This is a genomic window from Couchioplanes azureus, assembly GCF_014648355.1.
In the GTDB taxonomy this organism is placed as follows: Bacteria; Actinomycetota; Actinomycetes; order Mycobacteriales; family Micromonosporaceae; genus Actinoplanes; species Actinoplanes azureus.
In genome coordinates this window covers 182,278-203,343 of the sequence record NZ_BMQY01000008.1, presented here as the reverse complement: position 1 = coordinate 203,343, position 21,066 = coordinate 182,278, and the positions used below count along the sequence as shown (strand labels likewise).

Genomic DNA, 21,066 nt, shown 5'->3' with positions numbered 1-21,066 from the left:
CCTCAGCCGCCCAGGTTCATCACGCTGTTGATCTGCTTGTCGGCCTCGGCGAGGCCCGCGCCGAGATCGGCGACCTTGCCGGCCTGCCAGGCGGTGGCGAAGGTGGCGAAGGTGTCCTGGTACGCCGGGCCGGACGCCGCCGGGGGCGAGGTGGACGACTGCGGGTGGGCGAAGATGTCCATGAAGGTCCGGAACTCGGGCTCCACCTGCAGCCCCGGGTCACGGGTCGCCCCGGCCGTGGTCGGGATGTTCTTCAGCGCGTTGGACAGCTTCACGATGGTCTTGTCGTCGGTGGTCAGAAACTTGATCAGCTCCCAGGCCGCCTCCGGGTTCCGGGCGTTCTTCGAGATGCCGACGATGTTGCCGGTGACGTAGCCGGCGCCGTACCGGGCCGGGTCGGTGGTGGGGATGGGCGCGACGCCGTACCGAAGGCCGGGCGCCTGGTCCCTGACGAACGCGAGCCGGTACTCGGCGTCGATGTTGATCGCCACCTGGCCCTTCTGGAACGCGTTGTCCGCGCTGAACTCGTCGCCCAGGCCGGCCCGGAACTTCTGCAGGTTGTCGTAGCCGTACCAGTCGACCAGGTCCTTCTGCCAGGTGAGCAGCGTCTTCCAGGCCGGGTCGCCGGCCACCGCCGACCTGCCGTCGGCGGTCAGCCACGTCGCCCCGACGGCCGGGGCGAGGTGCGCGGCCGCGTTCTCGTAGAAGTCGAAGAGCGGGAGGAAGCCGACCGTCTTCAGCGAGCCGTCCGGATTCTTCACGGTCAGCTTCTTGGCGGCGTCGGTGAGCTCCTCGAGGGTCTTCGGCGGTCCGGCGATGCCGGCCTTGGCGAACAGGTCCTTGTTGTAGAACATCCCGTACGCGTCGGCCAGGAACGGCATCGCGCACCGCTTGCCGGCGAACTCGGTGTACTGGCGGGTGGTGGCGTTGAGCTGGTTCAGGTCCACGTTGTCCCGCTTGACGTACGGCGACAGGTCGACCCACGCGCCGGACGAGCAGAACTTGCCGACGATGTCGGTGGAGTAGGAGAGCCCGATGTCGGGGCCGTTGCCGGCGCCGATCGCCTGGGTCATCTTCGAGTCGTCCTGGCCCGCCTTCACGGTGACCTTGATCTTCGGGTGGGTGGCCGTGAACTCCTTGACCACGGCGTCGATCGCGGCGGCCTCGCGCTCGGTGAAGAAGTGCCACAGCTCGACGGTCCCGGAGACCTCGGCGCCGGCGTCGGCGATCTTGTGTTCCTTGGCGACCGGAGTGCAGGCGGCGGTGAGCAACAGGGCCGCGGCCACGACCGCTTTTTGCGCAGCAGGTATCCGTTTGTCCATGTCGGGGGTCCTCTCGGGGGGTGGTGCCGGCGGGCGTCAGGCCTGGTGGTCGCGGATGGAGGCGATCAGCGCCTCGCGGACGGCGGTCAGGCCGGCGTCGAGGGCGCCGAGCAGGACCGCGTCGTCGGAGATGGACGTGACGGCGATGGTGCTCTCCAGCGGCGCCGCGCGGCCGACCGCGCCGGTGACCGTGGTGAGCAGGGCCGGCCCGCCGGCCTGGGCGATCGGGCCGGCGAGGACGACGAGCGGCGGGTCGAGCACGGCGATCACCGCGGCCAGGCCGACCGCGATCCGGTCGGCGAACCGGACCAGGAACTCGCCGGCCTCCGGGCCGGCCGCCGCGGTGGCGACGACCTCGAGCGGGGTACGCCCGGCCACGCCGTGGTCCCGGGCCAGGTCGAGGACGGCCGCGCCGCCGACCAGGTCCTGCAGGTCGACCTTGCGATGGGTGGAGTCGGGCGCGTACAGCGGCATGTACCCGATCTCGCCGGCGCCACCGCGCGCGCCGCGCAGCAGCGTGCCACCGATGTCGATGGCGAGGCCGAGGCCCTCCTCGCCGAGCCAGAGCAGGGCGAAGCCGTCGGCGTCGCGGCCCACCCCGCGGCGGCGCTCGGCCACGGCGGCGAGGTTGACGTCGTTGTCCACGCCGACGCCGGTGCCGAGGGCCGTGGCGATCTCCGGTACCAGGCCGGGGCGGCCGAAGCCGGGGACGTCGACGTGCCGGATCGTCCGGGTCGCGCCGTCGTACGAGCCGGCCACGCCGAGCTGCACGTGGCGCAGGCGCTCGGCCGGCACGCCGGCCCGGCGCCGCAGGTCCGCGACCACGTCGACCAGCGCGGCCTTCGGCTCGGTTTCCAGGAAGTCCACCCGGGACTCGGCGCGGGCCCGGACCTCGCCGCTCAGGTCGCACAGGGCGGCGACCACGGCGGGGGCTCCGGTGCTGCCGACGTCGCGGACGGACACCGCCGCGGCGTAGGCGGCGTCCGGGTCGGCCGAGTAGATCTCGGCGTTAGGCCCGGGCTTGCCGCTGTGGTGGCCGACCACGGTGACCAGGCCGGCGTCGGTGAGCCGGCGCAGCACCTCCGAGATGGTCGGGGTGGAGAGCGCGGTGAGCCGGCGCAGGTCGGCCCGGGTGAGCCGGCCGAGCTCGAGCAGGTGGGCGAGCGCCGCGCTCTCGTTCATCGCGCGCAGCAGCTTGGACGAGCCCGCCAGCCTCGGCACGGCGCCCCCTCGGATGATTGGCAAACAAACTAACAATTGATCCGACCGTAGGACCGCCGTCGATGCGCTGTCAAGACCTTCGTCACGGCACGTGAAGGATCGCGCGCTCGGGCGGCCGCCGGGGCCCTTCAAACCGCCAGCCATCCCTGCATATCGGACTTATCGACGGGTATTGATAAATCACTTTAACTGACCTAGCGTGACCACTCATCGCCACGACGACGGTGGACAGAAAGACCGTCGCCGATGGATACCCCTGTGCGCAGATCCCTCCATCCCCCACCCGAGGAGCGCCATGACCGTCCCCTCCACCCCCCGCAACCGCCGGCGGACCCTCGCGTACGCCCTGGGCGGCCTGCTGCTGCCCGTCGCGGGAATCGCCTACGGCCTCCCACCGGCCGGCGCCGCGACGAGCCTGGAGAACCCGGTGGCCGTCGCCGGGGCCGACCCCGGCAACCCGGCGGCCGTCGCCGGGGCCTCCGTCGGCAACCCGGCGGCCGTCGCCGGGGTCAACCTCGACAACCCGGCGAAGAAGGAGATCGCCATGCAGATCGTGTCCGCCGCCGAGAACTCGTCGCTCGACTGGCGGGACCAGTTCTCCTACATCGAGGACATCGACGACGGGCGCGGCTACACGGCCGGGATCATCGGCTTCTGCTCCGGCACCGGCGACATGCTGGAGCTGGTCGAGCGGTACACCGACGACGAGCCGGGCAACGTGCTGGCGAAATACCTGCCCGCGCTGCGCCGCGTCAACGGCACCGACTCGCACGCCGGCCTCGACCCGCACTTCCCCCGCGACTGGCGGACCGCCGCGGGCGACCCGGCCTTCCGGGACGCGCAGGAGGCCGAGCGGGACCGGGTCTACTTCAACCCCTCCGTCCGCGACGGCAAGTCGGACAAGGTCCGGGCGCTGGGCCAGTTCGCGTACTACGACGCGGCCGTCATGCACGGCTACGAGGGCATGCGCGCGATCCGCAGCCGTGCGCTGCACCGGGCCAAGCCGCCGTCCCAGGGCGGCAGCGAGACCACCTGGCTCAACGCCTTCCTGGACGAGCGGGTGATCGAGATGAAGAAGGAGGAGGCCCACTCGGACACCTCACGGGTGGACACGGCCCAGCGGGTGTTCCTGCGCAACCGCAACTTCGACCTGAACACCCCGCTGGAGTTCTCGATCTACGGCGACCACTACCGGATCGACTGACCCACTCCGTCGCCAACCTCGGCCGCGCCGTGGACCCGCCAGTCCGTCTGCGGGTCGCGGCGCGGCCGCACCGACCCGGCGCCCCGGAGGCCCCCCGAGTCCCTCTGGTTCGGCTTCGCCCCACGGGCCCCGACAGACGTGCCCGCCTGCGCTCCGCACGGCCCCGGTGAGCAGCGACGATGTCAGCGACGCCACACGGCGGCGCCGGAAGGCGGGCGGCGTCGCCGGCGTTGTCGATCGCTGTGACACTTGCCTTCGCCGTCCTCGGCGACTCCATCGCGTACGGGCAGGGCGCGTTGCGTCCCGCCGACACGATCGGCGAGCGCCTGGCCGCTGACCTGACCGCCTCCGGCACTCCCACCGAGGCCCGCGTGTTCGCCGTGCCCGGGGCCGACAGCCGGGGCCTGGCCGCCCAGGCGCACCGGGCCGCGGCATGGGCGCCGGACCTCGCGCTGATCATCATCGGCGCCAACGACCTCACCCACCTCGTCCCCGCACAGCACGCCGCCACGCTCCTCGGCGACGCCGTCCGGACCCTCACGACCGCCGGCGCCGAGGTGGTGGTGGTCCCCGCGCCGGACCTCAGCGTCGTGCCGTGGGTACCCCCGCAGATGCGGATGCTCGTCCGTACCGGCAGCACGCTGCTCCAGCAGCACCAGACCCGCGCGGCGACGGCCGCCGGCGCCCGGATCGCCGACATCGGCGCGGCCGCGTCCGCCGCGTTCGCCGCGGACCCGGCGCTGTTCAGCGCCGACCGGTTCCACCCCTCCAGCGCCGGCTACGCGCTCATCGCCGACGCGCTGGCCCCGACGCTCCGCACGGCCGCCTCGGCCCTGCGCGCCGGAGACGCACGAGCGAGCCGGGCCTAGCCACGCGGAGCCGCGCCCGGTGATCCGGGCCGCCCCGGTCGGGCGAAAGGCTTGAGTACGGCGGTCCGCTGCCGACGTACCGAGGGGAGGATGGGTGATGGCTGGACGACATGCCCGCGCAACGCGCGGTCGCCCCGCGTGGGTCGTCGCTGCCCTGCTCACCCTTCTCTACCTGGGCGGCACCGCCCTGATGCCGGTCAGCTCCGCCGCGTTCACGGCAACCACCACAGGCCCGGCCTCCACCTTCCCCGCGCGCTCCACGTTCGGTCTCACCCAGACCGCGGGATGCCTCAACGACACCGGAACCAGCGGCTGCACTGGCGCCACCGGCATCGTGGGCGGCACGAGCGTGGTGGTGAGCCCCGACGGCAAGCACGTGTACGTCGGCTCGGTGAACGGCGACAGCTCCGGCGTGGCCGCGTTCTCCCGCAACACCACCACCGGCGCCTTGACTCAGTTGGCCAGTCCCCACCGGTGCTACAGCAACGTGGACGTGACGGGCTGCACCACGGTGCAGGGGCTCCTGCTGTCGGTGTACGACCTGGCCATCAGTCCGGACGGCAGGCACGTCTATGCGGTCGCCTTCGGCTCGTCGACGCTCGTCGCCTTCTCGCGCAACGCCACCACCGGCGCGTTGACGCCGCTGAGCGGCACCGCCCGCTGCCTCTACGACAACACCGTCGCCAATCCCGGTGGGTGCACAGCCGCCCGGAAGTTCCTCAACCCCGACGGCGTCATCGTGAGCCCGGACGGTGCCTACGTGTACGTCGCCAGCCACGGATCCGACGCGCTGACCGTCTTGGCACGCAACGCGACCACCGGAGCGCTCACCCAGCCCGCCGACGCCTCCGGCTGCTACACCAACAACAGCACCGCCGGCACCTGCACGCTCGCGCGGGGGATGGACGAGCCGTACTACCTGCGTACGTCTCCGGACGGCACCACCGTGTACGTGGCGGCGTACCGGAGCAACGCCATCGCGATCTTCCAGCGCAACATGAGCACGGGCGTGCTCATGCAGCCCGCCAGCCCGAACGGCTGCGTCTACACCGGCAACGGCAACGCGAACTGCACCCTCGTGAAGGGTCTCTCCGGCGCGTACTTCGTCGGTGTCGCACCCGACGGCGCCACCGTGTACGGCGTGGGCAACACCGGCGGCACCGTCGCCGCCTTCACCCGCAACGCCACCAGCGGTCTCCTGACCCAGTTGGCCAGCCCGAACTCCTGCGTGTACGGCGGCACGATGACCGGGTGCACCACCGCCAGGGCGGTCACGAACCCGGTCGGCATCGCCTTCAGCCCCGACGGGCTGTTCGCCTTCGTGCCCGCCGCGGGCAGCGACGCCGTCGCAGTCTTCCGCCACAACAACGGCACCGGTGTCCTGACGCAGCTGTCCGGCACGAGTGGCTGTGTGGCCCTCACCACGGCCGCCGGGTGCACCGCGGTCCTCGGGATGAGCCTCGGCGGGGCCACCGGGACCGCCGGCATCGCGGTCAGTCCGGACGGCCGCGACGTCTACGTCGCAGGCGGGTCCGCCAACGGCAGCGTCGCCGTCCTCAACCTGAGCCACTGACCCCGGCGCCCGGGCGCAGCGGGCGTGTCGCAATCATCCCCGCCGGCTGCCCTGGAACGGTTTCGCACTCCGCACGGCCTCGTTCGGAACACGTCCCGAACAAGGCCGTGACCAGGTCGAACAGTGCCGCAGCCGTCCGGGACAGCCGGTTGTCCTTGTGGCTGCCCACCCCGCATCAGAAACATCGGTGGCGCTTGGCCGGCGAGCCACTCCCCGGCCGGTCAAGGGTCAACCGAGAGATCGGAAGAGAGGATGAAGATCACAATGACCAGGAACCGGAAACCGTTCAGGGCGTTCACCGTGCTCGCGATGACGCTGGGCACGCTCAGCGCCACCTCGGCCGCGCTCGCCTCCCCGGCGGCGCCGAGCCCGACCCCGCAGGAGAAGCAGGTCGGGATGTACGTGGCGGGCTTCGACCCGGACGTCGCCAAGGCCCACGGCTACAAGATCGTGACCTATGCGAACGGCGATCGGCAGTCGGTTCCGATCGATCCGACGTCGAAGCTGCCGAAGGGTCCGCTCCTGCACCGGCAGGCGCCCGCGGACGCGGCGTCGCCCCACCGTCCCGTGACGGCCAGCGCCGCGAACACCGACTACAACGAGGTCTGGGGAAACTGCGGCGTCTCGTGGATCCGCGTCACGCAGACCGGCGCTCACAAGGTCTCGATCGCCAGCGGCTACCGGAACCTTCCGGCGTCGGCCTTCTTCTGGACCTGGACCGTCACGCTCACCGACCGCAACGGCACGTCACATCAATCCCACAGCGGACCGACCTCCGGCACCTCGGCGTCGCGCACCTGGTCCAACCTGAACCAGTACGGCTGGACCCATGACTACGTCTCCGCCGGGGGCGCGACCCTCAACGACGGCACGATCTGCTTCTCCGGCCGGCCCGACGTCTCGATCAGCGGGCTCTGAGCCGTCCGGGGCCGGGGCCGTCCTCGGCGGCTCGCCACCGTCGTGGTCGGCACCTCTCTGAAGGCTAGGGTCTCTCCATGGACACAGCCTCGTGGCAGGGGCCACCCCCGGACGTCCTGGGACGGCCGGTGCCGATCCAGCGGTTCGTCGCCCGTACCCGGGGCGCGGTGATCGCCCTGCAGCACGCGGTTGCCTTTCCTCAGGGATGCATCCTCGCGCTGTCCGTGGCGGTCCGCCGGGACTCGCTGGACGACCCGGTCTGGGACAGCGTGGTCGACAGCCACCGTGGAGCCGGCCTCGGCTCCACGGTGGCCGACGGAGGCCTGAGGTTCGGCGTCCGCTTCCCGGACGGCGGGACGGCCACGACCGTCGAGCACCCCTTCCGGGCTGGGGCGCCTTCCTCCGACAGACCGCACCGACCCATGCTGGTCGAGGCCGGCAGCGAGTCCTCCGGCGACGACCGGCACTACCACGGCCATCAGCGGCTCTGGCTCTCGCCGCTGCCACCGCCGGCCTCCTTCGAGTTCGTCGCCGAGTGGCGGAACCTCGGCCTCGCCCGGACTGCGATCGCGATCGACGGCACCGCCATCGGCCAGGCGGCGACGTACGCTCTGCCGTTCTGGGACTGACGGGGCAGGACAGCCACACGCTTCGATGGTGGTGACTCCCGGACCGTGCAGGGGTGCCCAGGGCGGCGGTTCGGCCGGCCGGCCGAGTCGCCACGCCCACCGGCCACGGAACCGGCGGCCGGCGACGGCTAGACCCGCGTCCAGAGCAGTTCGCCGACCGGACGTCGTTCGCGCGACGCGGGAACCGGGCTGTCGAGGGGACCGGCGCCCGCCGGCACCCGGCCGATCGCGGACATGGTCGTGACCTCCCAGTGGGCGGGAACGCCGAACTCAGCGGCCACGCCGTCCCGGTCGAACGCGCGGAACTGGCGGACGAACAACCCGAGCGCCTGCGCCTGCAGAGTCATGTGGGCCACCGCCTGGCCCAGGTCGTAGTGCGCGAACTCCGAGTATTCCCAGTCGGTGTCCTCGACGTACCGGTGGGCCAGGTTGGCGACGAGCACGCTTGCCGAGGGCGCCCAGCGGCCGGAGCTGGCGGCGAGGTGGCGCACCAGCCGCCGGTGCGTCTCGTCGCCGCGGCGGCCGACGACGAACGCCCAGGGCTGCGAGTTCCCGGCGGACGGGGCCCACCGCGCCGCCTCCACGAGCAGCTCGACCTGGCCGGCGTCGACCTCGTGCACCGGGTCGAACGTCGTCGGGCTCCACCGCGCGGCGAGCATCGGATGCAACCCCGGTGCGATCAGGTCGTCCTGCATCCGCACAGCCTGGCACACGCGGTCCGGCCCGAGCGCCGGGGCGGCCGCCGGAGCTCACGGACTCCGTCGCGGGCCGTCGGGCATGAACCAGCAGTCCGGCATCGAGGGCGCCGGGTGGGCGGGCAGGGCGACGTGCTCGGCGGCGACGAAGCCCCAGCCGTCCCAGGCCTCGGTGCCGGGCTCGCTGCGGTCGCCCCGGGTGTAGTACCAGACCCGGGCGTCGGCCCCCGAGGTCCAGCAGGTGAACCAGCTCCGCCCGGTCTCCATGACGGCGATCTTCCGCGTCCCGCCGGGCTCGTCGTAGAGCGCGACGCCGGGGCTGTTCGGGCAGACGTAGTCGGTACGCCAGATGTGCCCGGCGCGGCGCGCATCGACGTGGCGCACTCCCGCGCGGGCCTCGCAGCGGCCCGGAGCCGGATCGGCGGCCGCCGCGCCGCCCGGTACCGGCGCCGGCTTTCCGGACAGCCCACCGTGGCGCCAGCGCGACGAGGGCGGCGACGATGCCCGCCACGGCGAGGAACGCGGCCGGCGCGAGCCACCGGCGACGACGCCGGCCGGACGTCCGGGCACCGGCGCGCCAGCCGTCGGCGGGTGCGCCGGCGTCACCGGGACCGGACTCGTCACCCGGATCGGTGCCGCCACCCGGGCCGCCGGCCGGGTCCGGCGGGCCGGGTTCGTCCGGCCGGGGATCGGTGGCGGCGATCCAGAGCCGGCGCAGTTCGGCCATCTCGGCCGCGGTGGCGCCGCATTCGCGCGCCCACAATTCGACGATGCTGAATCGGGCCGGTACGACCTCGCCCGAGGTATACCGGTGCAATGCGGATTTACTGACCGCGAGCCGTTTGGCCAACGCCTCGAAACTGCGCCCGCTGCGGCTTTTCAGTTCGCGGAGCACGGACGCCAATGTCTGCGCCGCACCGGCCCTTCCCGTCATCGCCCCCCCAGGATGCATGGCTACAGGGTAGGTCGCGCCGCCCGGGCGTCCCGCTCCCGCGCGAAGTCCCTGGTGGACGCGGCGTTTCATCCCTTCCCGTCCCGGCGCCTTCCATCGACGGCGGTGCGCCGGCAAGCTGTCGCTGGCCCTCACCGGAAATCACCACGGAGGACATAATGCGCGTACGCAGTTTCCGCTTGGTCACCGCATTCGCACTGGCGCTCGCGGGCGTCGCGGCGGCATTGCCGGCTCCCGCCCCCGGCCACGCCGCCGGCCCCCGCCCGTTGTTCCAGTTGCCGTTCACCTGCGGGCAGCAATGGACGGCGAGCACCCGCAGCGACCACATTCCCAATCCGAACAGCCTCGATCTGATGAAGGTGGGCGGCGGCAGCAACAACCAGCCGATCCTGGCCGCGGCCGGCGGCCGGGTGGTCAAGTCGGCCTACGACGACGGCGGCGGCTGGCACGTCCGCATCGACCACGGCAACGGCTGGCAGACGCGGTACCTGCACATGATCTCGGCACCGGCGGTCTCCCTCCATCAGACCGTCGTGCAGGGCCAGCTCATCGGGCGGGTGGGCAGCACGGGCGACAGCGGCGCGCCGCACCTGCACTTCGAGCAGATCCAGGACGGCACCACGGTCCGGTCCGCGTTCGACGGCCAGCTCGTCACCGTCGAGGTGGGACGTTCGCAGGTGCTCACGAGCCGCAACTGCGGCGGTGGCGGCACACCGGATCTCGGGGTGCTCGACTTCTTCCTCTCCGACGATCCGGCGTCCGGCGTGAACACCCGCCCGGTGATCCACTACGGCAACAGCCCGATGATCCCGGTGGTCGGCGACTGGAACGGCGACGGCACCGACACGGTCAGCGCGTACGACCCCACCGGCGGCCGCTTCCTGCTCAGCAACGATCCGGCCACCGGCGCGGCCCAGTACAGCTTCGCGTACGGCAACCCGGGCGCCGTCCCGCTGGTCGGCGACTGGGACGGCGACGGCAGGGACAACGTCGGCGTACGCATGGGCAACACGTTCTACCTGCGGACCAGCCCGGTGACCAGCGGGACGGAGACCACCGTGGCGGTAGCGTACGGCGATCCCGCGGACACCCCGCTGATCGGCGACTGGGACGGCGACGGGATCGGCAACCTCGGCGTCACCAAGCCCGGCTCGAACCTCTTCTACCTGCGGACCTCCGCCAACAACCAGCCCGAGGCCACCCGGACCGTCGCCTACGGCAACCCCGGGGCGCTGCCGCTGGTGGGTGACTGGGACGGCGACGGCAAGGACAACATCGGGGTCCGGATGGGCAACGGCTACTACTTCCGGACGAGCGCGGTGACCGACGGCGCGGAGGTGACCCACCACGTCGCCTACGGCAACGGCGACGGCCGGGAGATCCCGATCGTCGGGGACTGGAACGGCGACAAGCGCGACACCCAGGGCATCGTGTTCTGAGCCCGGAACGGTCCGGCCGGCTTCCCAGCCCGGGAAGCCGGCCGGTGCACACTATGGTCGTGGCGTGGAGCTGCTGCGCACGTCCCGGACCCTGCTCCGGCGCTGGCGGGAGGACGACCTTCCGGCGTACTTCGAGATCTATTCCCGGTGGGAGATCATGCGGTGGCTGGGACCCCAGCCGCGGCGCGTGGTGGCCGACCTGGAGGAGGCCCGCCAGCGGCTCGCGCGCCGGCGGGAGCGTGAGGCCGGCCTGCCGTTGCCCTACGGGTTGTGGGCGCTCGTCGTTGCGGACGCGACCGGTCGCTGGTCCGCGGATCCGGTGGGAACGGTGCTGCTGCTGCCTCTGCAGGACGCCTCGGGGACGACCGGCGAGGTGGAGATCGGCTGGAACCTGCACCCGGACCATCAGGGCCGGGGCCTGGTCACCGAGGCGGCGCGGGCGCTGCTGGGCGCCGCCGCCGAGGCGGGACTGACCAGCGTGCTGGCGGTGACCGATCCGGACAACACCGCCTCGCAGGCGGTGGCCCGGCGGCTCGGCATGCGCGACGAGGGACTCACCGACCGCTGGTTCTCCACGACGACGCGCCAGTTCCGCTGGGAGTCGAGCCGCCGGGACCGAACCGGCGCGGCGGCAGGTCCCGGCTCCTGACGGCGGCCGCCTGGCGGGCACGGCGGCCGCCGCGGCGTCGCTGTGACGTCCGCGGCGGCCCTGCTCGCCCCCCCTACCGGACCTCCACGCTCTCGAGCAGCGCGGCCCGCGGTTGCGCGACCGTCTGCCTGCTGCGCGGCGGGAGCGCCAGGTGTGCCGTTTGGCCGCCGACGGGCTGGGAAAACCCGAGATCGCGCACCGGCTGGTGCTCTCCGTGCGGACCGCCGAGAACCACCTGCAACGCTGGTACCAGAAACTCGGTGTGCGGGGGCCGGCGTGAGCTCCCCTCCGCACTCTCCTGCGCCTGAGGACGGAAGATAGGGGCATGGTGTCGCAAGGGATGACGAACGGAATCCCGCCCCGCCGCCTGCGCGCGGTCGGCATCCTGTGCGCGGCGATCATCGCCCTGTACCTCTTCGTCGTGCTGGCCCGGCCGCTGACCGACCACGGCATGATCGTCTTCGGGGACCTGTTCCTGGTGCTGGTGCCGATGTTCGCCACGGTGCTGGCGCTGCTCGGCTGGCGCCGCGCCGCGGGCACGCCGCGCTCCGGCAGCCTGCTGCTGGCGCTGGCCCTGTTCTCCTACGGCATCGGCCAGACCGCCTGGTGCTACTACGAGCTCTACGCCGGCGAGCCGCCGTTCCCGTCGCTGGCCGACGTCGGGTACGTCGCGTCGGTGCTCTTCCTGCTCGTCGGCATCGCGGTGCTCGTACCGGGGCGGCTGCGCCGGGTGCTGACCGGCCTGGACGGCGCCCTGATCGCCAGCTCGCTGCTCTACGTGAGCTGGGCGCTGGTGCTCGGCCCGATCGTCCGCGAGGGCGCCGGCAGCCCGCTCGAGTGGAGCCTGCTGCTGCTGTACCCGGTGGCCGACGTCGCCACGGTCGGCATCGCCCTGATGGTCCTGGCCCGGGCCGGGACGGCGCAGCGCGGCCCGCTGCTCACCGTGGTGCTCGGCGCCCTCGGCCTGGCCATCGCCGACAGCGTCTTCGCCTACCTGGCCCACCAGGACCAGTACCAGGCCGGTGGGCTGGCCGACCTCGGCTGGGTGGTCGGTTTCGTGCTGGTCGGCTACGGCATCTGGTGGAAAGGGCCGGAGACCGGCTGCGCAGGACCGGCGGAGGAGGCCGCGGAGCCGGCCGGTGCCCGGCTGCGCGTCGGCGGCGAGCAGGCGGAGCGCTTCTCGCTGCTGCGACTGGTCCTGCCCTACACCCCGCTCGCCGTCGGTATGGTCACGACGCTCGTGCTCACGTTGCGGGACTGGACGCTGGACCCCGTGTTGTATCTGATGGCGATGGGCGTGGTGGTGCTCGTGGTGGCCCGCCAGCTGGCGGCCATCCGGGACAATCTCAAGCTGAACCGCCGCCTCGGCAGCACCGTCGCACAGCTGCGGGAACGCGAACGACAGCTCGAGTACCTGGCCTTCCACGACCCGCTGACCGGGCTGGCCAACCGAGCGCTCTTCCATCAGCAGGCGTCGCACGCCCTCGCCCGCCAGGACCGGCGGGGCACGGCGGTGGCGGTCCTCTACATCGACCTCGACGGCTTCAAGGCCGTCAACGACCGGCTCGGGCACGCCGCCGGCGACGCCCTGCTGCTGCTCGTCGCCGAGCGGCTGCGCGGCTGTGTCCGCTCCACGGACGTCCTGGCCCGGCTCGGCGGCGACGAGTTCGCGGTGATCATGGAGCCGATCCGCGACGAGCGCGAGGCGTCGATCGTGGCCGACCGGGTGGTCCGGGTCGTCGCGGATCCGTTTCACCTCGACAACGGCGTCGCGCGGGTGACCGCCAGCGTCGGCATCGCGATCCGCGCGGTCGGCGACGGTGACGGCGACGCGTTGCTGCGCCGCGCCGACGCCGCCATGTACGCGGCCAAGGCGGGCGGCAAGAGCCGCAGCGTGCTCGCCCCGGTCTGAGGGCCTATGCCTCCGGTCCGGCCGGCGCCGTCTCCAGGGCGGCCGGCGCCGTCTCGCGTCCGGCTCGCGCCGCGGGGATGCGGCGCCGCTTCCGGGCGTACAGCTCCGCGTCGGCGTGGGCGTACAGGCTCTCGAAGTCCCGGCCGTGCACGCCCAGCCGGGCGGTGCCGATGCTCACGGCCGTACGCTCGGCCAGCGCCGCGGTCAGCCGGTCCGCGGCGGACGCCGCGTCGGTGGACGCGAGCAGGACCACGAACTCGTCGCCGCCGAGGCGGCCCACCACGTCGGACGGCGGCAGGACGGCCCGCAGCGTGCCGGCGACCCAGGCGAGCAACTCGTCACCGGCCGCGTGGCCGTACCGGTCGTTGACCTCCTTGAAGCGGTCCAGGTCGAGGATGAGCAGCGAGAAGGCGGCGTCGGCGCCGGCGGTCCGGGCGGCGAACCGCTCTTCGAAACCACGCCGGTTCAGGGTGTCCGTCAGCGCGTCCGTACGCGACAGCCGGGTCAGCCGGCGGCGCTGGCGGCCGGCCTCGGCACCCTGCAGGCCGCACGCCACGGCCAGCGCGATGCTGCCGCCGAGGTGCGTCGCCACGTGCCACGGGCTGGTGGCACCCACGAGGAATCCCACCGCGACGTAGAAGCCGGAGGTCACACCGACCAGCGGCACCCCGACGCGGGGCGGGGTGCTCAGCGCGATGAGCGGCAGCGGCGCCAGCAGCCCGACCGCCAGGGCGGTGGTCGCGCCGCCGCTGAGCGCCACGATGAACGCGGAGGTGATCAGCTCGACCAGGCCGAAGACGGCCATCCACCCGCGCAGACCGGCCGAGCGGCTCAGCCGGTCGGCGGCCGCGATGACCGCGGTCCCCAGCACGCAGCAGGTCCCGAGCAGCACGCCGATCGCGAGGCGGTGCGGGTGCCCGGCCGCGAAGAGCAGGATGTAGCCGAGGCCGACCCCGGACACCGACACGGCCAGCCGGCCGCCGTCCGCGACCGAGCGCCGGCGCCGCTCGCGCCCGGAGACCGCCGGGGTGGCGCGCCGCCCGGCCGGGACCGGTGGCCGCGCCGGCGGCGTACGGGACCCCGGCGCGGCGTGCCGGGCCAGCTTGTCGGCGTACACGCGCTCGTCGGCGAGCTGACGCAGCGCCGCGAGCGTCTCCCCGTCGTCCGGGTACGAGGCGCAGCCGAGGCTGGCGGGCGAGACCGGGTCGAGGTCGGCGCGCACGCGGTCCACCACCGACTGTGCGTCGGCGCCGTCCGCGTCGACCAGCACCGCGGCGAACTCGTCCCCGCCGATCCGGCCGACCGCGTCGCCGTCGCGGACCCGGCGGGCCAGCGCGCGCCCGGTCCAGGCCAGCAGGTCGTCGCCGCCCCGGTGGCCGTAGCGGTCGTTGACCTCCTTGAACCGGTCCAGGTCGGCCAGGAGCAGCGTGACCCGCCCGCCGCGGCCCGCGGCCGCGGTGAACTCCGCCTCCAGCCGCTCGTCGAAGCCGCGGCGGTTGAGGCAGCCGGTCAGCGCGTCGATCTGCGACACCTCGGCCAGCCGATGGCGCATCGCCGCGAGCGCCGACGTGTGCCGCATGGCGAGCCACGCCACCCCGCCGTACGTGCAGACGAAGACCCAGGCGAACCCGGGAGGCGCGGCGCTGCCCGCCACCGCCACGGTGGCGTACGCGGCGAGGCAGAGCAGCGCCATCGGGGCGAACAGACGGGCCGGCAGCACCACGGCGAAGAACGTCAGCGAGTACAGCTCCAGCGCGCCGAGCGGGCTGGTGACGCCCCCGTCCAGCAGCGCGAGCCCCGAGGTGCCGACGGTCGTGACGACCACGGCGAAGAGCTGGACCGGGACCCGCAGCCGCGAGCGGGCCAGCACCGGGGCCGCCACCAGGGGGAACAGTCCGACGGCGGCCATGGCCACGATGACCGCCAGCATGGCACCGCGGTGCCGCCCGTCCGGCGTGCCCAGGACGTAGACCGTCGCGGCCGCCGGCACCAGCAGGCTCCGCAGGGCGCTGGCACGGATCCTGCCCTGGCGTGGAGAGGCGGAACCGCTCGACGCCGAGGGCAACATGGTGGTGGGACCTGCTTTCCGGTGGGTACCGCGTCTATCGGTCGCCGCCGGACGGACTTGAGGAGAGTCAGCGGGTGTCGAGGTAGGTATAGCCCCCGTCGTGGTAGAGCAGCGGGTCGCCGTCGCCGTGCTCGCCGAGCAGCGGCTCGGCGAGGAGCACGACGTGGTCTCCGGCGACGACCCGCTCGGTCACCCGGCACAGCAGCCAGGCGAGCGCGGCGTCCAGGACCGGCACGCCGTGCGGCCCGGGCCGCCAGGCGGTCGGGGTGGCGAACCGGTCGATGCCGCTGGTCGCGAAGCGCTGGGCCACGGCGGCCTGGCCGGCGCCGAGCAGGTGCACCGCCACGTGCGCGGCACGGGCGAAGGCGGGCCAGCTCGACGAGCCGCGGTTCAGGCAGAACGACACCAGCGGCGGGTCCAGGGAGACCGACGTGAAGGAGGTGGCGGTGAACCCGGCGGGGGGCTCGCCGGGCGCGGTCACCACGGTGACGGTGCTGGCCTGGCGCCGGAGGAGTCCCCGGAACCGCACGGCGTCCAGCCCGGTCCGCTCCGGCTCGGTGGTCAGGGTCACGGTTCCTCCCGGGTCAGACGGCGGCGGGTACGCGCGCGTACGCGTTGACGGGCTGCGGCAGGCCGTAGTGCCCCCGCAGGGTGTCCGCGGTGTATGCGGTGCGGAACAGCCCGCGCCGCTGCAACTCGGGCACGACGTGGTCGACGAAGTCCTCGAGGCCGCCCGGCAGGTACGGCGGCATGACGTTGAACCCGTCCGCGGCGCCCTGCCGGAACCAGGTCTCCAGCTCGTCGGCGATCTGTTCGGGCGTACCCGCGACGACCCGGTGGCCGCGGCCGCCGCCGAGCCGGCGCAGGATCTCCCGGATGCTCAGGTCGTCCCGGCGGGCCAGGTCGACGATGAGCTTGAACCGGGACTGATGCGCCTCGACGGTGCCGGGATCGGGCAGCGCGGGCAGCGGCCCGTCGAGCGGGTACGCCGACAGGTCCCGGTCGAGGAACTGCGACAGCTGGGCGAGGGCGTGGTCGGTGACGATGAGGTCGTCGAACTCCCGTGCCAGCCGGACGGCCTCGGCCTCGGTGCCGCCGATCACCGGGACCACGCCGGGCAGGACGGCGACCTGGCCGGGGTCGCGCCCGGCGGCGGCGATGTCGCTCTTGAGCGCGGTGAAGAACTCCTGGGCCTCGGCGAGCGTCTGCTGGGCGGTGAAGACGGCCTCGGCGTAGCGGGCGGCGAACGCCCGGCCGTCGGGCGACGACCCGGCCTGCACGAGCAGCGGGCGGCCCTGCGGGGACCGGGGGCTGTTGAGCGGCCCCTGCACCGTGAAGTGGGTGCCGGAGTGCGCCACCTCGTGGATCTTGTCGGTGTCGGCGAAGATCCCGGACGCCGGATCGAGGACCAGCGCGCCGGCTTCCCAGCTGTCCCACAGCTTGAGGGCGACCTCGACGAATTCCGCGGCGCGCCCGTAGCGGGCGGCGTGCGGGGCGGCGGCGTCGCGGTTGAAGTTGCGGGCCTCCGCGTCGCTGGCCGACGTGACGATGTTCCAGCCGGCGCGGCCGCCGCTGATGTGGTCCAGCGAGGCGAAGAGCCGGGCCAGGTGGAACGGCTCGTAGTAGCTGGTCGACGCGGTGGCGATCAGGCCGATGTGGGTGGTGGCGCCGGCGATCGCGGTGAGCAGGGTGATCGGCTCGAACACGGCCTGGAGGCGGTGCCGGGCGTGCGGGCCGGCGGACAGGCCGTCGGCGAAGAACACCGAGTCGAGCAGTCCCCGCTCGGCGATCCTCGCCACGTCGACGTAGTGCCGCACGTCGGCGACCCGGCCGGCGTCGGTGCGCGGGTGGCGCCAGGCCGCCTCGTGGTGCCCGACGCCCATGAGGAAGGCGTTGAGGTGCAGTTGTCGGCTCACGGGTGGGTGTCCTTTCACGAGGTCCGCCAGGTCGAGAACCGGCGCTCGACGGCGAGCAGCAGCTGGTTCACGACGAGGCCGACGGCGGAGATGGTGATGATCCCGGCGTACATGTCGGGGATGGCGAAGTTGTACTGGGCGTAGTTGATGAGGTAGCCGAGCCCGGCCTTGGCGCCGACCATCTCGGCGGCGACGAGGATGAGGATGGAGAAGGCACCGGCGAGGCGGATGCCGGTGAAGATGGCCGGGACGGCCGCCGGCAGGACGACCTTCTGGAATATCCCGACCGGCCGGATCCCGAGCGACCGGGCCGACCTCACCAGCAGCGGGTCGACGGTACGGACGGCGCTGACGGTGTTGAGCAGGATCGGCCAGGCGCAGGCGTAGCAGATGATGGCGATCTTCGAGGTCTCGCCGAGTCCCAGGACGAGCACGAAGACGGGCAGCAAGGCCAGCGCGGCGGTGTTGCGGAACAGCTCCAGCAGGGGGTTCAGCAGGTTGGCGACCGGCCGGTACCAGCCGATCACCAGGCCGAGCGGGATGGCGGCGGCGACGGCCAGGGCGAACCCGCTCAGCGACCGGCTCAGGCTGGCCCGGAGGTGGGCCGTGAGCTCGCCGGAGCGGACCAGCTGCCACCACGCCGTGAGGACCTCGGACAGCGGCGGCAGGAACGTCCGGTCCACGACGCCGAGGCGCGGGAGCGTCTCCCAGACGGCGGCGAGGACGGCGATCGCCGCGAGGCGGCTGCCGATCGCGCCGGCCAGGCGCAGCGCGCTCACCGCCGCGGTGACCCGCGGCAGCCGCACGGCCGTCGAGGTGCTGGTCAGACTAGCCAACGGAGGCCTCCTCGGCGGTCAGTTCCTGGCGCTGCGCCCGGGTGACCTCGTCGCGCAGCAGGCTCCAGATCTCGTGCCGGTAGCGGGTGAACGCGGGGTCGGAGCGCAGGTCCTCGGTGGCCGGCCGGGCGGTCAGGGGCACCTCGACGACGGCCTTGAGCCGTCCCGGGCGCGACGTCAGCACGGCGACCCGCTGCCCGAGGTAGACGGCCTCCTCGATGCCGTGGGTGATGAAGACGACGGTCTTGCCGGTGCGTTCCCAGATGCGCAGCAGCTCGTCCTGCAACCCGTCGCGGGTCTGCGCGTCCAGGGCGGCGAAGGGCTCGTCCATCAGCAGGATCTCCGGGTCGAACGCGAGGCTGCGGGCGATGGCGACCCGCTGTTTCATGCCGCCGGAGAGCTCGTGGGGGTAGCGGTCGGCGAATCCGTCGAGCCCGACGAGGTCGAGGTGCTCGCGGGCGAGGGCCTCCCGGTCGCGCCGCGGCACGCCCTTGGCCTCGAGTCCGAACTCGACGTTGCCCTGCGCGGTCCGCCAGGGAAGCAGGGCGTACTGCTGGAACACGACGCCCCGGTCGAGTCCGGGCCCGCGCACGGGCCGGCCGTCGACCAGGACCCGGCCGGACGTCGGGGCGGTGAGCCCGCCCAGCAGGTCGAGCAGCGTCGACTTGCCGCAGCCGCTGGGACCGACGATGACCAGGAACTCGCCGGTCCGGACGTCGAGGCTGACGTCGTCGAGGGCGGTGACGGTCCGGCCCCGGGCGTGGAAGCGCTTGCCGACGTTCTCGAAGCGCACCTTGACGGTCATCGGGCCGCACCGCCCGGCGCGGCGTCGTTGAACTCGTTGGTGTAGACGTCCTTCGCGCTGACCTGCCGGCCCTTCAGCTCGCCGGTCCGCTCCAGCCAGTCGATCCAGGTGCTGAACTCCCGCTCCTCGATGACCCCGCCGGCACTGGCGACACCCCAGCTCTTCCAGTACGTCACCAGGCTGGTGTCCTCGTTGCGGCCGCGCTTGCGGATGATGTCGGCGAACCGGGCGCGGACGACGTCGCGCGGCTGCGTACGGGCCCACTCGATAGCCTTGCCGACGCCCGTGACGAAGGTCCGCATCGTCGTGGGGTTCTTCTTCAGGAAGTCGGTGCGCACCACGTAGCTGCCGGCGGTGAACTCGCCGAGCAGGCCCACGTCGGTGAACAGGGCGCGGATGCCACCGCGGTCCAGCGCCTTGTCGCGCAGCGTCTGGCTCAGCGCGGCGACGTCGATCTGCCCCTGGCGCAGCGACTGCTCGGCGTTCACCGGCGGCACGACGACGAGCTCGACCTGCTTGATCTCGGCGTCGGTCAGCCCGTTGCGGGCCAGATAGGTCTTCGTCACGGCCTCGGCGTGGGCGCCGAGCGTGTTGACGCCGATCTTCCTGCCGATCAGGTCCCGGGCGGTCCTGATCGGACCGCCGTCGAGGACGAAGAAGCCCATGTTGGTGAGCTTGTCGGAACCGTAGTAGCCGACGACGGCCTTGACGGGAGCCTTGGCGGCGGCCAGCTTGACGATGGCGCCGTTGAAGGCCCCGCCGAAGTCGGTGTCGCCGGTGGTGGCGGCCTGGATGTCCTGGGGACCGCTGATCGTGTTGCCGATCCACGAAAGCTTGACGTTGCCGAGGTAGCCGAGATCCTGGGCCAGTTCCGGGGGCGTGACCTGGCCGACCGATCCCTGGTAGCGCAGCTGCGTCACCTCCGACCCACCGGCGGCGCCGCAGCCCGAGGCCGCCGTCACCGCCGCGATCAGGGCGGCGACCGCCCACGATGCTCTGACTCGTCTCATACGGACACTCCTGGATTCGATGCACGGGTATGCCGGTGGACCGCCTGCGGCAGGCGGCATCAAGGCGTGAAGGAGTCCGACGGCTCAGCGGCGCCGTCGGCGGGACGCCGGTGACTCACCGGCTGGGGAAACGGGCGACGATGCCCGGGAGATGGGTGGCGGCTGGTGCGTCGCCGTCCCTCAACAGGCGGTGCTGCACACCCGGAGGAAATCGACGAAGCGGCGTCGGATGAGACGCGTGCTCCGGTTCATGGGAGCACCGTAACCTCCGGCGTGACTCCCGGTCAGCGCACTGTGGGCCAGATCACCCTCAATTCCCATGTGTTTAATAGGTTTGAGCGCCGCCGCGTGCCGGGAGATGTCCGAACAGCCGGAGCGGGTGGGTATTCCACCCTTTCGGCCATGGAACGGCGCTGGGGATCCGCGACGGCCAGTGACGCTGTTCGGGTCGATGTGAGCGAGCAGCGCTGGTGGTGGACGTGACGAGCTCGCCGGGCCGGCCGAGGGCGAGTCCCGCGTCGCCGCCGCCTGACCGGGCGCCCGTGACGGTCAGGCCGGGCGGGCCTCGCGGATGGCGGCGACGGCCGCTCCGGGGTCCGGCACCGTGACGGTCACCGTCCGGCCGGTACGCAGCGTCAGGCGCAGGGTCGGCCCGGAGCGCAACGTGCAGCAGGTGCGGCGAGGAGTCCACCAGAATCCGTACACGACATACCAGCCCGGAAGGTCGACGACCTCCGCGTCCGCGATCTCCTCGATGCGGTAGTGCAGCCGGGGCCAGCCGAGCACCCCGTAGCGCACCGAGACCCCGTTGGGGCCCGCCGCCGTGCGGACGCTGGTCACGGTCAGCAGGTTGAGCAGCAGGCCGGCGGCGGCGACCAGCAGCGGAACCGCCACGCCGCTCCAGTCCCCTCCCCCCGCACTGCCGAGGATCAGCAACGGCGCCAGCAGTGCGGCGCTCAGCACCACCATGGGCCAGTTCGTGACGCGGCCGGTGTAGACGGCGTGCCGGCCCGGGCCGGCGAGGGCGGGTGTGCTCACGGGTGTGTCC

At 72.8% G+C, this 21,066-nt stretch carries 20 protein-coding genes and 1 pseudogene; 9 read left to right on the top strand and 12 right to left on the bottom strand.

The features are described from left to right. Nucleotides 1-2 precede the first annotated feature (2 nt). Both IEY99_RS26120 and IEY99_RS26115 read right to left on the bottom strand, forming a co-directional pair. Complete coding sequence (locus IEY99_RS26120) at nucleotides 3-1,286, bottom strand: ABC transporter substrate-binding protein (protein WP_229799256.1); 1,284 nt, start codon at nucleotides 1,284-1,286, stop codon at nucleotides 3-5. Nucleotides 1,287-1,358: 72 nt separating this feature from the next. Continuing rightward, nucleotides 1,359-2,543 carry an ROK family transcriptional regulator gene (locus tag IEY99_RS26115; protein WP_189206711.1) on the bottom strand — a complete coding sequence of 395 codons (1,185 nt, stop codon included), beginning with the start codon at nucleotides 2,541-2,543 and terminating at the stop codon, nucleotides 1,359-1,361. A 295-nt stretch (nucleotides 2,544-2,838) separates the two neighbouring features. On the opposite strand from IEY99_RS26115, the gene IEY99_RS26110 reads away from it, so the two are divergent. The 5 genes from IEY99_RS26110 (at nucleotide 2,839) to IEY99_RS26090 (ending at nucleotide 7,736) form a co-directional block, all read left to right on the top strand. Then, entirely contained in the window at nucleotides 2,839-3,747 is a 909-nt protein-coding gene (locus tag IEY99_RS26110) for a chitosanase (protein WP_229799255.1), read from the top strand. 179 nt (nucleotides 3,748-3,926) lie between these two features. Continuing rightward, entirely contained in the window at nucleotides 3,927-4,616 is a 690-nt protein-coding gene (locus tag IEY99_RS26105; protein ID WP_189206710.1) for a GDSL-type esterase/lipase family protein, read from the top strand. A 97-nt stretch (nucleotides 4,617-4,713) separates the two neighbouring features. Further along, complete coding sequence (locus IEY99_RS26100) at nucleotides 4,714-6,189, top strand: lactonase family protein (RefSeq protein WP_189206709.1); 1,476 nt, start codon at nucleotides 4,714-4,716, stop codon at nucleotides 6,187-6,189. Between the two features lie 264 nt (nucleotides 6,190-6,453). Beyond that, entirely contained in the window at nucleotides 6,454-7,107 is a 654-nt protein-coding gene (locus IEY99_RS26095) for a hypothetical protein (protein ID WP_189206708.1), read from the top strand. A 77-nt stretch (nucleotides 7,108-7,184) separates the two neighbouring features. After that, nucleotides 7,185-7,736: a hypothetical protein gene (locus IEY99_RS26090; protein ID WP_229799254.1), complete on the top strand. Its 552-nt coding sequence runs from the start codon at nucleotides 7,185-7,187 to the stop codon at nucleotides 7,734-7,736. 128 nt (nucleotides 7,737-7,864) lie between these two features. On the opposite strand, the gene IEY99_RS26085 is transcribed toward IEY99_RS26090, so the two are convergent. The 3 genes and pseudogenes from IEY99_RS26085 to IEY99_RS35300 form a co-directional block, all read right to left on the bottom strand. Next, nucleotides 7,865-8,431 (bottom strand): nitroreductase family protein, encoded by a 567-nt coding sequence (locus tag IEY99_RS26085; protein WP_189206707.1) that lies wholly within the window; start codon nucleotides 8,429-8,431, stop codon nucleotides 7,865-7,867. 54 nt (nucleotides 8,432-8,485) lie between these two features. After that, nucleotides 8,486-9,001 (bottom strand): hypothetical protein, encoded by a 516-nt coding sequence (locus IEY99_RS26080; RefSeq protein ID WP_189206706.1) that lies wholly within the window; start codon nucleotides 8,999-9,001, stop codon nucleotides 8,486-8,488. A gap of 157 nt (nucleotides 9,002-9,158) precedes the next feature. After that, a pseudogene (locus IEY99_RS35300) lies at nucleotides 9,159-9,365 on the bottom strand (helix-turn-helix domain-containing protein); the annotation flags it as partial. A gap of 176 nt (nucleotides 9,366-9,541) precedes the next feature. Between IEY99_RS35300 and IEY99_RS26075 the strand changes: the two are divergent. The 4 genes from IEY99_RS26075 to IEY99_RS26060 all read left to right on the top strand — a co-directional run bounded on the left by IEY99_RS26075 (nucleotide 9,542) and on the right by IEY99_RS26060 (nucleotide 13,383). Then, a complete protein-coding gene (locus IEY99_RS26075; RefSeq protein ID WP_189206705.1) occupies nucleotides 9,542-10,822 on the top strand; it encodes a M23 family metallopeptidase in 1,281 nt (426 codons plus the stop codon). 64 nt (nucleotides 10,823-10,886) lie between these two features. After that, complete coding sequence (locus IEY99_RS26070) at nucleotides 10,887-11,471, top strand: GNAT family N-acetyltransferase (RefSeq protein ID WP_189206704.1); 585 nt, start codon at nucleotides 10,887-10,889, stop codon at nucleotides 11,469-11,471. Nucleotides 11,472-11,583: 112 nt separating this feature from the next. Next, complete coding sequence (locus tag IEY99_RS26065) at nucleotides 11,584-11,751, top strand: response regulator transcription factor (RefSeq protein ID WP_189206703.1); 168 nt, start codon at nucleotides 11,584-11,586, stop codon at nucleotides 11,749-11,751. Between the two features lie 60 nt (nucleotides 11,752-11,811). Further along, the gene (locus tag IEY99_RS26060; RefSeq protein WP_189206702.1) at nucleotides 11,812-13,383 is read left to right on the top strand and encodes a GGDEF domain-containing protein; all 1,572 of its coding nucleotides are present in this window, start codon (nucleotides 11,812-11,814) and stop codon (nucleotides 13,381-13,383) included. Nucleotides 13,384-13,387: 4 nt separating this feature from the next. On the opposite strand, the gene IEY99_RS35130 is transcribed toward IEY99_RS26060, so the two are convergent. From IEY99_RS35130 to IEY99_RS26025, 7 genes are all read right to left on the bottom strand, one after another. After that, nucleotides 13,388-15,451, bottom strand: a complete 2,064-nt coding sequence (locus tag IEY99_RS35130; RefSeq protein WP_189206701.1) for a GGDEF domain-containing protein — start codon at nucleotides 15,449-15,451, stop codon at nucleotides 13,388-13,390. 67 nt (nucleotides 15,452-15,518) lie between these two features. Beyond that, the gene (locus IEY99_RS26050) at nucleotides 15,519-16,022 is read right to left on the bottom strand and encodes a flavin reductase family protein (protein ID WP_308427086.1); all 504 of its coding nucleotides are present in this window, start codon (nucleotides 16,020-16,022) and stop codon (nucleotides 15,519-15,521) included. A 13-nt stretch (nucleotides 16,023-16,035) separates the two neighbouring features. After that, a complete protein-coding gene (locus tag IEY99_RS26045; RefSeq protein WP_229799252.1) occupies nucleotides 16,036-17,367 on the bottom strand; it encodes an LLM class flavin-dependent oxidoreductase in 1,332 nt (443 codons plus the stop codon). Between the two features lie 14 nt (nucleotides 17,368-17,381). Further along, nucleotides 17,382-18,203, bottom strand: coding sequence for an ABC transporter permease (locus tag IEY99_RS26040; RefSeq protein ID WP_189206700.1), 822 nt, complete (start codon nucleotides 18,201-18,203; stop codon nucleotides 17,382-17,384). After that, nucleotides 18,196-19,008 carry an ABC transporter ATP-binding protein gene (locus tag IEY99_RS26035; protein ID WP_189206699.1) on the bottom strand — a complete coding sequence of 271 codons (813 nt, stop codon included), beginning with the start codon at nucleotides 19,006-19,008 and terminating at the stop codon, nucleotides 18,196-18,198. The genes IEY99_RS26040 and IEY99_RS26035 overlap by 8 nt, the downstream gene beginning before the upstream one ends. Further along, the gene (locus IEY99_RS26030) at nucleotides 19,005-20,018 is read right to left on the bottom strand and encodes an ABC transporter substrate-binding protein (protein ID WP_189206698.1); all 1,014 of its coding nucleotides are present in this window, start codon (nucleotides 20,016-20,018) and stop codon (nucleotides 19,005-19,007) included. Before IEY99_RS26030 ends, IEY99_RS26035 begins: the two co-directional genes overlap by 4 nt. A gap of 549 nt (nucleotides 20,019-20,567) precedes the next feature. Further along, nucleotides 20,568-21,056 (bottom strand): hypothetical protein, encoded by a 489-nt coding sequence (locus IEY99_RS26025; protein WP_189206697.1) that lies wholly within the window; start codon nucleotides 21,054-21,056, stop codon nucleotides 20,568-20,570. Nucleotides 21,057-21,066 lie beyond the last annotated feature (10 nt).

Coding starts and splice junctions, on each gene's coding strand:
- IEY99_RS26095 (WP_189206708.1), top strand. CDS start 6,454: ATGACCAGGAACCGGAAACCGTTCAGGGCGTTCACCGTGCTCGCGATG.
- IEY99_RS26090 (WP_229799254.1), top strand. CDS start 7,185: ATGGACACAGCCTCGTGGCAGGGGCCACCCCCGGACGTCCTGGGACGG.
- IEY99_RS35130 (WP_189206701.1), bottom strand. CDS start 15,451: ATGTTGCCCTCGGCGTCGAGCGGTTCCGCCTCTCCACGCCAGGGCAGG.
- IEY99_RS26085 (WP_189206707.1), bottom strand. CDS start 8,431: ATGCAGGACGACCTGATCGCACCGGGGTTGCATCCGATGCTCGCCGCG.
- IEY99_RS26030 (WP_189206698.1), bottom strand. CDS start 20,018: ATGAGACGAGTCAGAGCATCGTGGGCGGTCGCCGCCCTGATCGCGGCG.
- IEY99_RS26075 (WP_189206705.1), top strand. CDS start 9,542: ATGCGCGTACGCAGTTTCCGCTTGGTCACCGCATTCGCACTGGCGCTC.
- IEY99_RS26105 (WP_189206710.1), top strand. CDS start 3,927: ATGTCAGCGACGCCACACGGCGGCGCCGGAAGGCGGGCGGCGTCGCCG.
- IEY99_RS26100 (WP_189206709.1), top strand. CDS start 4,714: ATGGCTGGACGACATGCCCGCGCAACGCGCGGTCGCCCCGCGTGGGTC.
- IEY99_RS26110 (WP_229799255.1), top strand. CDS start 2,839: ATGACCGTCCCCTCCACCCCCCGCAACCGCCGGCGGACCCTCGCGTAC.
- IEY99_RS26060 (WP_189206702.1), top strand. CDS start 11,812: ATGACGAACGGAATCCCGCCCCGCCGCCTGCGCGCGGTCGGCATCCTG.
- IEY99_RS26035 (WP_189206699.1), bottom strand. CDS start 19,008: ATGACCGTCAAGGTGCGCTTCGAGAACGTCGGCAAGCGCTTCCACGCC.